This window comes from Streptomyces sp. NPDC032745 (assembly GCF_055579465.1).
The window spans coordinates 70,948-87,610 of sequence record NZ_JBVING010000013.1 but is presented as its reverse complement, the minus strand read 5'-3'; the positions used below and the strand labels follow the sequence as shown (position 1 = coordinate 87,610).

The 16,663-nt window shown below is 68.5% G+C and carries 7 protein-coding genes; 4 read left to right on the top strand and 3 right to left on the bottom strand.

Annotation, left to right across the window (positions count from 1 at the left end):
* Position 1: 1 nt before the first annotated feature.
* A complete protein-coding gene (locus tag ACZ5WG_RS29130) occupies positions 2-1,084 on the bottom strand; it encodes a hypothetical protein (protein ID WP_468727023.1) in 1,083 nt (360 codons plus the stop codon).
* Between the two features lie 107 nt (positions 1,085-1,191).
* The gene (locus ACZ5WG_RS29125; protein ID WP_468727022.1) at positions 1,192-1,314 is read right to left on the bottom strand and encodes a hypothetical protein; all 123 of its coding nucleotides are present in this window, start codon (positions 1,312-1,314) and stop codon (positions 1,192-1,194) included.
* Positions 1,315-1,591: 277 nt separating this feature from the next.
* Between ACZ5WG_RS29125 and gntD the strand changes: the two genes are divergently transcribed.
* Positions 1,592-2,683, top strand: coding sequence for a guanitoxin biosynthesis L-enduracididine beta-hydroxylase GntD (gene gntD / locus ACZ5WG_RS29120; protein WP_468727021.1), 1,092 nt, complete (start codon positions 1,592-1,594; stop codon positions 2,681-2,683).
* Between the two features lie 65 nt (positions 2,684-2,748).
* Positions 2,749-4,014 (top strand): MFS transporter, encoded by a 1,266-nt coding sequence (locus ACZ5WG_RS29115; RefSeq protein ID WP_468727019.1) that lies wholly within the window; start codon positions 2,749-2,751, stop codon positions 4,012-4,014.
* A gap of 157 nt (positions 4,015-4,171) precedes the next feature.
* Here ACZ5WG_RS29115 and ACZ5WG_RS29110 read toward each other — a convergent pair whose 3' ends face one another.
* Positions 4,172-8,470: a ricin-type beta-trefoil lectin domain protein gene (locus tag ACZ5WG_RS29110; protein ID WP_468727018.1), complete on the bottom strand. Its 4,299-nt coding sequence runs from the start codon at positions 8,468-8,470 to the stop codon at positions 4,172-4,174.
* Positions 8,471-9,218: 748 nt separating this feature from the next.
* Between ACZ5WG_RS29110 and ACZ5WG_RS29105 the strand changes: the two genes are divergently transcribed.
* Both ACZ5WG_RS29105 and ACZ5WG_RS29100 read left to right on the top strand, forming a co-directional pair.
* Positions 9,219-16,103: an RHS repeat-associated core domain-containing protein gene (locus ACZ5WG_RS29105; protein ID WP_468727017.1), complete on the top strand. Its 6,885-nt coding sequence runs from the start codon at positions 9,219-9,221 to the stop codon at positions 16,101-16,103.
* 5 nt (positions 16,104-16,108) lie between these two features.
* On the top strand, positions 16,109-16,612 hold the full coding sequence (locus ACZ5WG_RS29100) for a hypothetical protein (RefSeq protein WP_468727015.1): 504 nt from the start codon (positions 16,109-16,111) through the stop codon (positions 16,610-16,612).
* Positions 16,613-16,663: the final 51 nt, after the last annotated feature.

The window sequence follows — 16,663 nt, the reverse complement described above, 5'->3', positions numbered from 1 at the left end:
CTCAGACGCCGGTGAGAATCCGCGCCGGGGCCACGCCGAGGGCCGGGAACAGCTCCACGTCGCGGCCGTCCACGCCGCGCATCAGCACGTCGATGGAGGTGCTCATCAGGTCGATGTGGAACTGCGTGAACGTGCCCAGGCCCAGGCCCAGGTGCACACCGGGGTGCCGCTCGTTGGCGAAGTGGTTGCCCGGGAGCAGCGGGGAGCAGCTGGCGTTGGTGCCGAAGCCGATCTCGTGCAGCTTGGCGTAGCGGTCGTCCTGGGCCAGCAGCTTCTCGAGGTTGGCGGCGAACTCGGTGCGTCCGGCGACGGCCGGGCGCACCGCGGTGATGCGCCCCTCGGCCAGCGTGATGACCGCCGGCTGGTCCGCCATGGAGGCGAGGTCGCGGTAGACCCGCTCGGTCTCGGCGAGGCTGGTCTCGTGACCGCCGCGGTGGACGATGGGCGCGCCCTGGAGGGTGATCTCGCCGTTCAGCGTGAAGTGGGTGTGGAGCTCGAACTCGCCCGAGGCGTTCACCAGCGAGCTGAGCTCACCGGTGGGCAGGACGACCTGCTGGCCGGGCAGGAGCGGGCCGTGCAGCGAGAACCAGTGCTCGGAGAGCTGGTGCTGGAAGACGGCCTCGGTGCCGAACTCGCGGCCGAGGAAGAGCATGTCGTCGGCCTGGTCGAGGAGCGTCAGGAACTCCTCCTCGATGCCGAGCTCGCGCTCGTAGTCGACGTCGGCGACGACGCGGATGTTGTTGCGCAGGCTCTCCACGGAGAAGGGCACCGAGAAGCTGGAGAAGGCGCCCATGGCCATGCCCACGAGGTCTTCGTCGTCGAAGTGGACGAACTCGTCGTCGGCGATCCACAGGACGGAGGCACGGCGGCCAGAGGCGCGGATGGCGGCCATCTCGGCGATGAGGCCCGCGCGGGAGTCGGGGCCGGTCCAGGTGAACTCCTGTACCGGGACGGTGCCGGTCTCGACGGTGAGCGCGCTGCGCACGCCCGGCGACGTGACCAGGAGGAAGACGTCTGCGAGGTCACCCCCGAACACCTTGCGGAACTGCTCCGGGCTGATCGGTACGGGCTGTGCAGTGCTCAAGGAAACCTCCCTGTAAAGGCGTGCCGGGGTGTGAGTGCCGTTCACTCACATGAAGGCGTGCCGGGGTGTGAGTGCTGTTCACTCACACCCCGGAGCACGACTCGAACTCAGCCCTCGAGGCGGTCGTACTTCCCGTACTTGCTGATGCGGGAGCTGATCGACGCCTTCTTCGGGGCCTCCGGCTTGGCGTTGGCCTGAACGGACTGCTGGTCCAGCTTGTTCTGGGTCACGTCGACTCCTCGTCGTGTTCTGGTGGAGCTCCGGTATACGCGGGGTGCGCATCCGGCGTGGTCGGGGCCGGTTCCCGATCGGGGCCCCGGCCTTTCCCGACAACAGAACAACTCGCTTGGCTACAGGACCGCTTGAAAGGCGATGGAGGCGACATGCGGACCAACTTGCATGGGTGCAAGAGTGGTTGCGGCGATTCCCGCGACGTTTCTTGAGTGTCATTCGAGTGGATCCTGAGAGGCTGCGGCAACTCCACGCCTCCTGAGAAAGGGAGCCACCATGCAGACCATCGCACCGGCCGTCATCGCACCGACCGCGGCGTCACAGCCGGGGCCGGGGGTCCCGCGCATCGAACTCCTGCCCGACGAGCGCCACAGCGTGGCCGCACTCGCCCACGAGTACGCACGGGCCTCGGCCTCGCTGGATGCCCGGCGATCCCTCCAGCTCGCCGCCCTGATGGCCCATGAGCTGCCGCGTTCGCTGCGGCGGCTGATGACCGAGTTCCGCCTGGCCGGGTCCCCGCACGCGGGCTTCCTGATCAGCGGGCTGCTCATCGACGAGAACGCGCTCGGCCCCACCCCGATGAGCTACCAGGAGCGCCCCGACCGCCCCGAGCTGCGGCACGCGGACGCGGTGCTGTCCCTGGTCGGCTCCCTGCTCGGGGAGCCCTTCTCGTTCAGCAGCCAGCAGCGCGGCCGACTGCTCCTCGACCTGTACCCGGTGCCCGGGCACGAGCAGAGCCAGCTCGGCTCGGGATCGACCGCCCTGCTCGACTGGCACACCGAGGACGCCTTCCACCCGCACCGCGCGGACTGGATGATCCTGCTGGGCCTGCGCAACCACGACGCGGTGCCCACGACCTTCGCGGCCATGGAAGACGTCGAGCTCAGTGACGAGCACCGCGCCGTCCTCTTCGAGAAGCGCTTCGCGATCCTTCCGGACGAGTCGCACTCCAAGAACTTCAACGTGGCCACCGGCGCCGCCGACGACGCGGAGGCCGCCGGAGCCGAGCAGTTCCGGCGCATCGACACCATGGCGAACCGGCCCGAGCCGATCGCCCTGCTGGAGGGCGACCCCGCGGCCCCGTGGCTGCGCGTGGACCCGCCGTTCATGCACACCAACCCGCTCGACCCGCAGGCAGCGGAGGCGCAGGACGCACTGCTGGCCGCGATCGAGGCGAAGCTGACCGACGTGGTGATCGGCCGCGGCGACCTGTTCGTCATCGACAACAAGCGTGCGGTGCACGGCCGCCGGCCGTTCACGCCCCGCTACGACGGCACCGACCGCTGGCTCAAGCGCATCAACCTCACGGCCGATCTGCGGCGCAGCGCCGGATCCCGGCTCGGCGACCACGGCCGGGCCGTGGTCTGACCCACAGCCGCAAGTGCTCACACCGCGCGCGGACCGTCCGTTTCCCCTTGAAAGGATTCAAGGCCTTGGCCGCAGAACCCAATCTGATCCGACGCCACCGGCTGTTCCGCCGGTTCTGGCTGGCGCGCGCGGTCTCGCTCGTCGGCGACGGCGCAGCCATGGTGGCGCTCGTCCTGCTGGTCAGCCGCGGTGACCACGCCGGAACCGGTGTGTCGCTGATCCTCCTGGCCGAGTCCGTGCCGAGGTTCTTCGGACCGCTCGCCGGGGCGCTCGCGGACCGGATGGGCGTGCGGCGCCTGCTGATCGCCGCCGAGCTGGTCCAGGCCCTGGTCTTCGGGGTCGTCGTACTGGCACGGCCCGGCCTCGCCGTCCTCGTGCCGCTGGTCGCGGTGGCCGCCGCAGCCTCCACCGTCTTCTCCGCGGCCGGCCGCACGGTGGTGCCGCGCCTGGTCGACGAGAAGGACCTGATGCCCGCCAACGCGTGGATGGGCACCGCCTTCAACCTCCAGGCCGCGCTCGGCCCGGTGCTCGGCGGCGTGTTCTCCGCCTGGGGCGGCGAGTACGGCGCGCTGGCCGTCAACGCGGGCAGCTTCGTCATCTCCGCCCTGCTGCTGACCCGCATCCCGGCACTGGAGCCGCTGCGCACCGGCCAGCGGCGGACCCTGCTGGGCGACACCGTCGAGGGGCTGAAGTTCGTACGGCACCACCGGGTGTCCCGGGCCATCGTGCTGCTGCTCCTGCTCGGCCTGTTCTTCGGCTCGCTCGACAACCTGGCGCTGGTCTTCCTCGCCGAGCACACCCTGGACACCGGCGAGACCGGATACGGCATCCTGTCCGCGTCGTTCGGCGTCGCCATGGTCGCCGCCTCGCTGTGGCTGGTCCGCACCGCCGAGAGCCGCTCGCCCGTGTGGGTGCTGCTGGCGGGCTGGTTCTTCACCGGCCTGGGCCTGCTGCTGACGGCCGCCGCGCCGGTGCTGCTCGCCGCGATCGCCATGCAGATGATCGCGGGCCTGGGCAACGGTGTGGCCAACGTCGGCGAGGAGACGCTGCTGCAGAAGGCCGTGCCCGCCGAGGTGCTGGGCCGGGTGGGCGGCACGCTGTCCTCCGCCGCCTTCTTCGGCAGCACGGCCGGCTACCTGGCCGGCAGCCTGCTCAGCCCCGACAGCCACGCCCGGCTGGTCTTCGTGATCGCCGGTGGCGGCATCTTCCTGGCGCTCGCACTGTGCGGCCCCGCGCTGCTCTCCGCCCGCGCCACGCTCACGGCACCCCCGGCCGACGCCGAGGACCAGAAGACCGCCGAACCCGTCGCCCAGCCCGGAGCCGTGGCCTGACACCGCGGCGCTGAACCTGCGGCGCTTCACGCGCTGTGACGTGCGGCCGGGGAGAGGCGCCTGCAGGCCCGAGCGGACCCGCCTCGTTTCGGCATGGCAGCGGCCGCCTCCCCGGACTTCGGGGAAGCGGCCGCTGCGTCGGCTCGGGTGAGGGCGTCTACGCGCCGGGGGCGGGGAGAGGCGCTGTGCCGAGGGTGGGAATGGTCCAGCGCTGGGCGGGGCTGTTGTTGCAGTCGAACAGCCGGAGCGGGGTTCCGGGACGGGTGTCGAAGTTGCCGAGGTCGACGCAGCGGCCGGAGACCGGGTTGTGGATGCTGCCGTTGGCTCGGGGGAGGAACCGCTGGCGCGGGGCGCTGCTGTCGCAGGTTTGGAGTTCGATGAGCGTCGTGTTCGCGGTGCCTGCGTTCACCGCGCCGAGGCACTTGCCGTTGGTACGGATGGTTCCGTCGCCCCGGATCTGGAACTTCTGGGCGTCGGAGTCGTTGCAGGCGGCGATCTGGATCTTGTTGCCATCGTCGGGGCGGTTGAAGTCGTTGTCGACGCAGTTGGCGGCCGAGGCCGTCAGAGCAATCGGGCCGACGGCGTCCGGGGCGGTGGGGGCGACGGCGTACGGATAGACCGCGAAGTCGCTGATGCCGCCGTCAAGCGTGTCCGCACTGGCTCCGTCGGCCTTGAACCGTCCGAGGACGAGAGGCCCACCGGCGGCAGGGCTCGTGGAGGCCCGGTGCTGCGCGGTGCCGGCCAGGACCCCGTTGACGTAGAGGCTCATGAGGCCGGTGTCGGCGTTGTAGACGGCTGTCAGGCGGGCCCACGTGTTCGGGGTGAACCGGGCGGCGTCGTTGGCGATGTCGGTGTAGTCGAACGGCCATCCGTCGGCATCGGCGTGAGCCAGGGCAAAGCGCCAGTGCGAGGAGTCGGCATACAAGATGAAGGAACTCGTCCGATTGCCGTCCTGGCTGGCGATGAGCCTCCTCTCGGCCCCGGCCTTGGCCCAGGTGCTGATGGTGAAGCTCTTCGTCGTGTCGACGGCCGAACGGGCGGCCGTGATGGTCGCTGGAGACTCTGAGCCCTTGAAAGCGGCGTAGGTGGCTGCGCGGCCGCCGATCGTGTCGGTCGAGAAAGTGATGCCGGTCGTGGTGGCGTCGTTGGTGCCGACCGAATCCCGGGTGATGGTGCCGTTCTGCCCGGTCAGCTTCCACTGCCCGGTCGGCATGTTGAGGTTGCCCATGAAGATCGGGGTCACATCAACGTCGGTAACCGTGGGGTGTGGGACAGTGCCGCCATTCGGGACGGTACCCGTGCCTTTGAACGCGACGAGCTGCTGGCCTCCATCTACAGCCCACAGGTCGGGGATGCCGTCCCCGGTGAGGTCGCCGTCGGAGCCGACCCGCGGGTAGCGGGCAGGTTCGAACTTGCCGCCGATCGTGCCTGCAGACGGGTCGGTGAAGCCGCTGAGGTCGGGTTCCTGCGTTGTGCCCCTGACCGGGAAGGCGTGCAGAGTGCCGTCGGCCTTGGATCGCGCCCAGAGAGTTGGCAGGTCTGTGCCCTGTGCACGCCCGGGAGTGATCAACTCGTAGCCGTCCCATCGGGCGTCGTTGGCCGAAAGCAGGATGGATCGGGGCCCGAGCTTGTTTACAGTTCCGGCCGCGGCGAGCCAGAGCCTCCCGTTCTCGACGAAGAGCAAGGAAGTACGCCCCAATGCCCCGTCCTTTGCGGTGTCCCCGGACAGTGAGCCGAAGGCCGCGATCTGCGTCGCCTTGGACCAGTCGGTGCCGTAGCCGTGAGCGGTGCAGTCGATTGCTGCCCCGGCGGGTGTGACACAGCTGCCGGGCTTGGTCACGGTTACGGGTGCCGTGCCATCGAGACCGCCGGTCGCGTCGTTGAGGTAGATGTACAACTTGGGCTGGCCCGGCTGGTGGGCAAAGAGATCGTCAACGGATTTCTCACCCAGGCTGCCGCGGTGGGTGGTGTGGATGCCATTCCAGCCGTTCCAGCCGGGGGCCAGCTGCGGGCGGGCGCTGGGGGCCGCACCAGGGTCGCTGTCGCCCCCGACCAGGCGCAGCGTGCCGGCGCTGTCGGGCAGGAGGATGTCCGCCCTCCTGTCGCCGGTGAGATCGCCGAAGATCGGCGCAGGGCTGTTCGGGTTGGACGGGGCGTAGTAGCTGTAGGCGACGGGCTGGGAGAGGTTGCCGGCGTTGTCCTGGGTCTGCAGGTAGAGGTAGTTGGTACCCCACCGCTGGGGGGTGACCTTGATGGTGGTCTTTCCGTCGGTGAGCTTGGCTATGCCGGTTTCGGTATCGGTGCACTTCCAGTTGACGGCCGCGGCCTTGACGGGGTCCGTGGTCCAGCGGGCGCAGGCCAGGCCCGAGGTGCGCCCGCCGGCTGCCGGTACGGGATCGGTGCCTGAGAGGGTGAACGTTCCTTCGTCGCCCGCGCGCTTGGGGTGGGCGTCGATGGTGCCGGAGGCGGGGAAGTCGGTGGAGGTGACGGCTGCGGTGGGAGGGGTGCGGTCGACGCGCAGGAAGCACCATTCCGTGGCCGCGCTGGTCAGTGTCCCGTCCGTGGTGCGTGCGGTCCAGCCGTACTGGTGGCCGTCGGTCAGTGCGCCGACGTCGACGGTCGCGTCTCCGTAGTCGCCGTTCCAGCCGGTCTGGGCGTATTCGGTCTTGCCGGTGTCGTCGTCCCAGTACTGGAAGGTCGTCTGGAGCTGGCGCTTGGTGGCCGAGTACGTGGAGGTGGTGAGGGTGACGTTGTTGTTGGCCCCGACCCAGCCGGGGTTGTCCCAGGGGTTCGCGGTGCCGGGCGTGCGGCAGTCGGCGTACGAGGCCGAGTTCGCGAAGCCAGGAGTGGGACGGGTGCGGGGCCACCAGACGGTTGGCGTGATGTCGTACTCGACGACGATGTGCGGGGTGTTCTCGTACCGCTGTCGGTAGTACTTGTTGTACTCGTCGTCGGGCGCGAGGCCGACGGTGATGGTGGGCCACTGGTATCGGGCGGCGTTCTTCACCAGGTCCGTGACGTTGAAGTCGATCTGGCCGGTGCCCGACATGCTGGTGTGCCCGACCTGGCTGCAGCCCTGCATGGTGGAGCCCGTGCCGCAGGGCTGCCGGTTCCAGCTGGTCGGGTTGCCGATGGCGTTGGTGGAGTACAGGCCCATCGGTGTGCTGCCGGTGCTCGGGCTGGACGAGGAGATCACGGTCGCGGAGAACGTCGCGTTGATGATCTCGGTGTTGTACAGCCTCGAGTCGACCCCGATCTGGAAGTAAGCGCGGGTACGGCCGATTCCGGTGCAGGGCGGGTTGCCGATGTTGTAGCCGCAGTAGCCGGTGGCCGGCTTGTCCTGACCGTACTCGGTGCCGTTGAACTCGTTCGTGTCCGGGTACGCCTCCTGGACCTGCGCCCAGGCCTGGTTGGGGTTGTCCAGAACCGGATTCCAGCCCGGGTCGATGTACCAGGGGCCGGTGCCCTTACCCAGCAGATCGGGGTCGGGGACGAGCTCGATCCCCTTCGAGTCGGCCGTCGTTTTGACCGGCTTTACGGTGGCACCCGCGCCCGGGCCGTCCGCGGTGGAGGCCGCGGGCGGATCATCGGTGGCCGGGGCGGACTGCGGGGCGTCGGCGCCGGCCGACTTGCTCAGGCGCTGGGCGGCGGCCGGAGCCGGTGCGGCGGCCGAGTCCCACATGAAGGAGCTCGGGCTGGTGAAGCGGGTCCGGCCCTTGGCGTCCTTGATGTCGAGGTTGCCTGCGCTGTCGCCGGCGACGGTCAGCCCGTCTGCCTCGACATCCAGCCGCAGCTTCCTGACCGCCGGGTTCGCGGCGGCCTGGGCGGTGCGGACGATCAGGACCTGGCTCCAGCCGCCCTGCCGGTCGGCGGTCAGCCGCAGGTCCACGTCGGGAAGGACGTTGCGATAGAGGGCGCTGTCCGCGACGAGTGCGGGCTTGGGGAGCGCGAACGGGGTCTTGAAGGCGACTTTCCGGCCGTCGGCCGTGGCCATGGAGACCATGGGGCCCGTGCCGCCGCCGGAGAAGCTGAGCTTCGAGGAAGCCGCGGCCGGTACGACGGCACCGTCAGCGGCGGCGTGGAGCGTGGCGTCGAGCGCGCGCCACTGCCCGTCCGCGCCCTTCGTGCGCTCCGGCACGGCAGTGGCATCGGTGGTCAGCGTGCCGCCGGGATTGGCGAACGTCTGCGAGCCCGCGGTGGTCAGATCGGCGACGGCCACCCGCTTGCCACTGCTCCTGGCCTCGGCGAGGGCCTTGGTGATGGCCGTTTCCTGCGCGCTCGGCGCGGGTTTGGGCGGAGGCGCGGGCCAGGCGGACTGCCCTGGTCCGTGGCCCCGCACGCCGCCGTCAGCCGCTGCGGGCGGAGCGGCGATCAGGCCGGCTCCGAGTGAGAGTACGGCTGCTCCGGCAACGGGCAGCATCGAGACGCGCAAGGCCCGCCGAGTGCGGCCCCCCATCCTTGGTGTCCGCAATGCTGAAAATGACGATCTCACGTGAAAGCCCCCCTGAGCTGTGAGACGGACAGAAGCCAGCCGCACGATGTCTTCACGTCTGCAATTCTGTCAACGATTTATGAGATTCCATTGTCCGCTTTGGGTGGTGAACGCCCGAGGCGCACCTCAAGTGACATGAGTCACGCGTGAGGAATATGAGACTCCGCTGATAAATCGAACGTGTACTTCGTAAGGTGCCTCTGATCTGGGCCTTGCCGGTCCGGGGTTCACGCTTCCTGTGTCCTGTGGGGGGATTCGGTTGTCTCGTAGAGGTGGCTCCACCGCGCGCTCGCGCACCAGACGGTCGCGCATCGCGGTCGTCGCTGCGCTGTCAGTTCTCTTCTCCGGCCTCGGCCTTCCCGTAGTCGAAGCGGCAGACAAGCCGCCAAAGGTGTGGGTTCCACCCAATACGCCGCTGCCGGATGCGAAACCCGTCAAGGGGGCTAATGCCAAGCCTTCGGCCAAGCAGGCGCCGGCTGGCCGGAAATGGTCCCCCGAATCGAAGAGCAAGATTCCGGCCGGCGCGGCAAACGTCACCTTGGGCCCCAAGGAAACGGCTCGAGGCATCACCGGCCCCGGGGCCGTCCAGGCTGGCGGACTTCCTGTCTGGATTGCGCCCGCGAATGGCGTGAATCGTTCGGCGAATTTGTCTTCTCTCGCCTTTGGAGGATCGGCCACACAATCAGGCCAGGACAGCACACTGCATGTCGAGGTGAAGGAGGCAGCCAAGACCCGGGCCGCCGGAGTCAACGGCGCACTCATCGCCCTCAGCAGCACCGCCGGCGCCGGCCCCGCGGGCAAGGTGGAAGTCGGTCTCGACGTCTCGGCATGGGCCAAGGCCGCCGGAGCCAACTGGGCCGACCGCGCCCGTCTCGTTCAGCTGCCCACCTGTGCGCTGACCACTCCCGGCGCCACCGGCTGCACGACCCGTACGCCCCTCGCCTCACACCGGGACGCCTCCGGGCGCCTGGTCGCCGAGGTGGACGTGCCCAAGAGCCCCGCTGCCTTCGCCTCCGCGCCGAAGAACCAGCCCGGCGGCGCCAAGTCGGCATCGCCGGCCGCCCCGCAGGTGCTGGCCGCCCAGGACGTGGCGCTCGCGCTGGAGCCGGGCCCCAAGGGCGCCAGCGGTGACTACACCGCCAGCCCGCTGCAGCCGTCCGCCTCCTGGCAGGCCGGGGCGAACGCCGCGAACTTCACCTACGGCTACACCGTCGAGGTACCCAACGGGATCGCCGGGGCCGGGCCGGGAATCTCCCTCGGCTACGACTCATCCTCCGTCGACGGCCGCACGGCGTCGACGAACGCGCAGGCAGGCCTGTTCGGAGAGGGCTGGGACTGGAGCCCCGGCTCGATCTCGCGCTCGTACAGGGGGTGCAAGGACGCGGGCATCAAGGACTCGGGCGACGAGTGCTGGGCCGGCGACATCCTCTCGCTGAACCTGGCCGGCCACTCCGGGCAGATCGTCCGGGACGACACCACCTGCGTGTACCGCCTCCAGGGCGACGACGGGACGAAAGTCGAGCGCCTCACCGATCAGCGCAACGCCGCCTGGAAGGGCGAAGGCTTCAAGGTCACCACGACCGACGGCACCCAGTACTACTTCGGCTCCAACCGCCTCCCCGGCGGTGACGGCACCGACCCCGAGGCCAAGTCCGTCTCCACAGTCCCGGTCTACTTCAACAGCGGCCAGGACAAGTGCCTGGGCTCCCAGACCCCGGCCAACGGCACGTGGCAGAAGCTGGGCTGGCAGTGGAACCTCGACTACGTCGTGGATCCGCACCAGAACCTCGTCTCCTACCGCTACGAGCAGGAGGACAACTACTACGGGCGCGGCGGCGGCCAGAACAACGGCACCGGCACCAACACGCTCTACCAGCGCGCCAGCTACCCGACCTGGATCGGCTACGGCCAGCGCCTGCCGGAGCAGATCGCGGCCAAGGGCGCGGCCAAGCCTGCCGCCCAGGTGTGGCTGAGCAGCGCCGAGCGCTGCTTCCCCGATGACGCCCCCGCCTGCGCCCCCGCCCAGCGCACCAAGGCCAACGCGAACTCCTGGCCCGACACACCCGTCGACCAGGAATGCCCGGCCGCCGGCCAGTGCCTGAACCTCTCGCCGACCTACTTCTCCTCCAAGCGCGTCAAGCGGATCGACACCGAGGTCCTGGCCGGCACCGGCTACCGCCGCATCGACTCCTACTTCCTCAACCAGTCCTTCGAGAACCCGGGCGACGGCACCTCCCCGACGCTCTGGCTCGACTCGATCGTGCGCAAGGCATCCAACGGCCAGCCCGAGAAGGAACTGCCCGCGGTGTCGTTCCAGCCGCGGCAGATCGCCAACCGCGTCGACGGCGTGGTACGGCGCCCGGACGGCAATGACGCCTCGGCGCCCCACTACTACCGCCCGCGCATCGAGAAGATCACCACCGAGACCGGCGGCCTGATCAACGTCGTCTACAAAGAGCCGGAGTGCTCGAGGGTCAAGGGCACCATGCCCTCCTCCGAGGACGGCAACACGATGGCCTGCATGCCGGTCAAGTGGTACCTGCCCAAGCAGTCCTACCCGGATCCGGTCAACGACTGGTTCAACAAGATCGTCGTCCAGTCCGTCACCCAGCAGGACCTGGTGGCCGGTCAGGTCACCACCGTGACCGACTACGAATACCGCGGCGGCATCGCCTGGCACCGCAACGACTCCGAGTTCGCCGACCCCAAGACCCGCACCTGGGACCAGTTCCGCGGCTACGCCACGGTCACCACCCGCACCGGCAACGGCAACGCGGCCGAAGCCCCGCGCACCAAGAGCGTGGCCACCTACCTGCGCGGCATGGACGGCGACGTCCTCGCCAACGGCACCAAGCGCAGCGTCACGGTGCCCGACGCGCAGGGCGGCACCATCAAGGACGAGAACCTCCTGTCCGGCCGGGTCCGCCAGACCGAGACGTACGACCGCGACGGCGGAACCGTCGTGGCCGACGAGGTCACCACCCCCTGGCTCGGCAAGAAGGACACCGCGACCCGCGCCCAGTCCGGAGACCTGCCCGCCATCACCGCGCGCGCCCAGAACACGGCCAAGGTCACCACCCGCGCGAAGCTGGCGGACGGGAAGACCTGGCGCATCAGCGAGCGCACCTCCGAATACGACGACACCCTCCTGTCGCGCCCGACCAAGGTCGACGACAAGAGCGACCTGTCCCGCCCCGACCAGCGCCTGTGCACCACCTTCGACTACGCCGCCGGCCCCGGCGGCGCCCTCACCCAGCTGGCCTCCCGCACCCTGGTCCTCTCCGGCGCCTGCGGGCAGACCCCGACGGCCGCGAACACCGTCGGCGACACCCTCGCCTCGTTCGACAACCTGCCCGCCGGACAGGCCGGCGCCACCGGGGACCAGACCGGCACCTCGGTCCTCGAGAAGTACGACGACGCAGGCAAGCCGGTGTACCGGCTCAACTCCACCTCGACGTACGACGCGTACGGCCGCGTCACGAGCAACACCAACAAGACCCGCAAGGACGCCGCTCACCCCGACGGGGCGGTGACCACCACCGAGTACAAGCCGGCCACCGGCTCCATACCGACCGAGGTCACCCACACCAACCCGCTCGGCTGGAAGACGACCACCACCCTCGATGTCGGCCGCTCGCTGCCGCTGAAGACGACGGACGAGAACCAGCACGTCGCGGAACGCGAGTACGACCAGTTCGGCCGTGTCACCTCCGTCTGGCAGCCCGGCCAGGAACGGGCGAAGGGCGCCCTGCCCGTACGCAAGTACTCCTATGCGATGAACGGCACCAACGCACCGTCCAGCGTCCTGAGCCGGGCGCTCATGAACGACGACTCGTACACGTCCAGTTACACGGTCTACGACGGACTCGGACGCACCCGCCAGACACAGGCGAACCCTGTTTCCGGTACCCGCGGACGCCTGATCACGGACGCACTGTTCGACTCACACGGCTGGCAGGTCAAGACCAGCTCCGCCTACTACAACGACGAAGCCGGTCCGTCGGGCACCCTGTTCCTGCCCAACGGCGGAGTCAACCCCGACAGCAAGCTCCCCGCGCAGACCGTCTCCGTCTTCGACGGCCTGGGCCGCACGACGGCCTCCGTCTTCCAGTCGTACGGCGTGGAACAGTGGCGCTCGAAGACCGAGTACCCGGGCGCCGACGAGGTCCGCACCATCCCGCCGAACGGCGGCTATGCCACCGCGACCATCACCAACGGCACCACCTCGCTCCTGCGCCAGTACAAGTCGAACACGCCCACCGGTCCCTACGACGAGACGACCTACGAGACCAACACGCAAGGCCAGGAACTGCGGCGCAAGGACTCCGCGGGCAACGAGTGGACCTTCACCTACGACCTCCTCGGGCGCACCGTGAAGACCACCGACCCGGACGCCGGAACCAGCACCACCGTCTACGACGACAGCAGGAACCTCACCACCGTCACCGACGGCAGGAACAAGAGCGCCACCACCGTCACCGACCTCCTCGGCCGCGCCACCGCGACCTATGAGGGCAAGGCCGTCGACCCGGCCAAGCAGGTGGGTGCCTTCACCTATGACTCCAAGGCCCTGGGCAAGCCTGCTACGAGCACCCGCTACGTCGGCGGAGCCGGCGGCAGCGCCTACATCTCCGAAGTCACCGGCTACGACGGCGGCTACCGCCCTCTCGGCACGAAGACCACCATCCCGGCGGTCGAGAAGGGGCTTGCGGGGACCTACGAGGCCAAGAACACCTACGATGCGTACGGCCAGTTGGCGAGCACTGAGCTTCCGGGCGTTCCGCAGGCGGGTCTGGGCGTCGAGACGATGACGTTCTCCATGGATGCGGCGGGCAACCTTGCGGCGTTCGACGGCACCATCGGCACGACCCCCTCGCCTTACGTCATGGACCTGCGGCGTGACCCCTACGGTCACGTCATCCGCACCACGGTGGGCAAGAGCGCCAAGCAGGTCGTCTCAACGATCGGCTACGACATCGCGACCGGGCGGCAGATCCGCTCGACCTTGGACAAGCAGACCGCGGCGACCTCGAGTGTCGACGTCGTCGACTACACCTACAACCAGGTCGGCCAGCTGACCTCGATCGGCAATACGCAGGATGGGGCCACCCGTGACCTGCAGTGCTTCACGCACGACTACCTGGGCCGACTGACCCAAGCGTGGACCGACACCGGGAGCCAGAGCACGGCTCCCCAGCCCAGCGTCCCCGGCGTCGGCGGCTGCACCAACTTCGGCGGCCCGGCCGTCGACGGCACCGGCAAGCCCAGCGTGGGCGGACCCGCCCCGTACTGGCAGCAGTACGAGTACGACCTCCTCGGCAACCGCACCAAGCTGGTCAAGAAGGACGTCACCGGCAACGCGGCCAAGGACACCACCGTCACCCAGACCTTCGGCGGCCGCCAGAACACCCCCTCCACCGACCCGAAGACCGGCGGCGGCACGGGCGGCCCGCACGCACTGATGACCTCCACGGAAACCGGCCCGTCCGGCACCAAGGCCGCGTCGTACACGTACGACGCGGGCGGCAACACCGCCTCCATCACCAGCACCCCGGGCACCAAGAACCTGACCTGGAACGACCAGGGCAAGCTCGACAAGATCACCGGAACCGGTGAGAGCGCCGGTACCAGCTACCTGTACGGCACGGGCGGCAACCAGCTCATCCGCCGGGACCCGGGCAGCACGACGCTCAACCTCGGCACCGACCAGATCACCCTGGACACCGCCACCGGCAAGGTCTCCAACACCCGCACGTACGCGGCTCCCGGCGGCCTGTCCATCACCCGCACCACCACCGGCGGCACCTCCGCCCTCACCTACCAGCGCTCCGACCACCACGGCACGGGCGGCGTCCAGTTCAACGCGAACGACCTCGCCCACGTCCGTCGCGCGTCCGACCCCTTCGGCAACGAGCGCGGCACCCAGCCCGCCCCGGGCACCTGGGCCGGGGACAAGGGCTTCATCGGCGGAACCAAGGAGAAGTCCACCGGCCTCACCCTGCTGGGCGCCCGCGAATACGACCCGACAACGGGCCGCTTCATCAGCCCGGACCCCATCCTCGACGCCGGCGACCCGCAGCAGTGGAACGCGTACGCGTACTCCAACAACGACCCGATCAACAAGTCGGACCCCAGCGGCCTCGCATACAAGTGCGAGCAGGGTGAATGCGGCGGAAGCTCCTACATCAAGACGCAGACCCTCTCCGACCACAAGGCGACCACCACCCCCTCCAGCGACGACAAACTCGAGAGCGCCACGACGCAGCTCCGCAAGACGAAGCAGAGGCGGGACCACCTGGTCCACGAGGTCGTCGACCTCATCGGTGACCTGATCGGCTACAACGACGCCCGTGACTGCTTCACCAAGGGCGACGTCATGGCCTGCATCAACACGGCCTTGGGCGCCGTCCCCTGGGGCAAGATCGCCAAGGCCATCAAGGTCGGCATCAAGGCATTCAAGATCTACAAGGAGATCAACAAGGCATACGACGCCGTCCACGAGGCCGAACGCGGCGTAGCCCGCGCGGCTGAGGCGGTGACCCGGTCCAAGAAGGCGGCAAAGGAAGCCGGCGAAGCCGAAGCCAAGGCCGCCCAGTCATCAGCGGAGAAGGCAGGCAAGGAAACCGCCACCGACAGCGCCGGCACGGAAGCCAAGGCCGCAAGAGAATCCGGCGACGCCGATTCGGTCGCCAGCAGCGAATCCCACAGCAGCGGCGGCGCGGAAACAGAAGCGGGAGTGGCCTGCAAGCTCAACAGCTTCCCCACCGGTACCCGCGTCCAGACGGCCGACGGCACGACCAAGGAGATCCAGGACGTCCGCGTCGGCGACACCGTCCTGGCCACCGACCCGCAGACCGGCGAGACCCGTCCCCAGCAGGTGACGGCCACCATCACCACCCCGGACGACAAAGACTTCACCGACCTCACCCTCACCGACGAGTCCAACCCCCGCGCCCCGCCCGTCCAGCTCACCTCCACCCTCCACCACCCGCACTGGAACGAAACCCGCCACCAGTGGGTCGACGCGGGCGAATTCACCCCGGGCGATCAACTCCGCCGCCCCGACGGCACCACCCTGACGGTCCAAACCAAGCGCAACTACCCCTACGCAGTTACCACCCACAACCTCACCGTCAACGACTTCCACACGTACTATGTGCTCGCGGGCGCCACGCCGGTCCTCGTGCACAATTGCAACGTTACGGTCTACCGAGCCCAGCGCGCCGGGGGGCATAGCGAGCGGATACACATTGGTGCCGACGGGAACGTTACGGCGAGCGGTGACGCGATGATCCATGTCAATATGAGCGGCAACATCGAGCACACTGAGGCATTCCGCGGCTCGGAAAGCCAGATCGTTGCCTTCGACGTTCCGAAGTCGTTCCTCGACGAGGTCCGCGCCGCAGCCATCGGTCAGCGTCGACCGAAGGGTATGAGTCGGCGAGAGTGGAACATCGACTCCGTGGGCAGACCTCAGATCGATGACCCGAAGGTGGCAGCTGATCTTTATGGCATCCCGCATGATTTGTTTGGCGGGGAGAACTTCTCCGCGTTGCTTTCCGCCGCAATTCCTGGTTCTGGGAGAGTGGTTCGGTGACATCAATGGCTGAACTTGTCAGGATCGCTAACCGTCCCGATGAATTCCCAGATGGGATGTTGTCGGTGTTCTACATCGAGGTGGAGGCGTGGAACGAGGTAGAGGTTTTTGGGCGGCGACTGCGGGAGTTGATCGGGGCTGGAGTCAAGGCGGGCTTGGATGCCGACTTTGAGTCCGAGACGATCTCAGAGGCCGACATGCCCGCTTGGGCTGCCGACGCTTGGGCAGAGGCGGCTCCTAGGTATGCGGTGCATCGGGGTGATGAAGAGTGGACAGTTCAGGATTTCCTGTACTCATTTGAGCCGGGCCAGCGAACTTGGTCTTGGTGGGATGTGACGGCGGTATCCGGAAATATTGTGTGCATGTGGATTGATTCGCACGGAGAGGCGGTATATGGCTGCGAGGAGCTCCGGTGGGTGGTCTATGCGGCCGGCGCGCAGTCAGTGGTAGGGCCGCTGTTGCGCGAGGTTGAAGAGTGGGAGCGGTCAGCGAGTCTTGGGAATAGTTGAGTTGCCGAGAGCCTGACTGTTCACTAGCTTGGTACAGCCCGATACATTCCC

Coding starts and splice junctions, on each gene's coding strand:
- ACZ5WG_RS29100 (WP_468727015.1), top strand. CDS start 16,109: ATGGCTGAACTTGTCAGGATCGCTAACCGTCCCGATGAATTCCCAGAT.
- ACZ5WG_RS29110 (WP_468727018.1), bottom strand. CDS start 8,470: ATGGGGGGCCGCACTCGGCGGGCCTTGCGCGTCTCGATGCTGCCCGTT.
- gntD (WP_468727021.1), top strand. CDS start 1,592: ATGCAGACCATCGCACCGGCCGTCATCGCACCGACCGCGGCGTCACAG.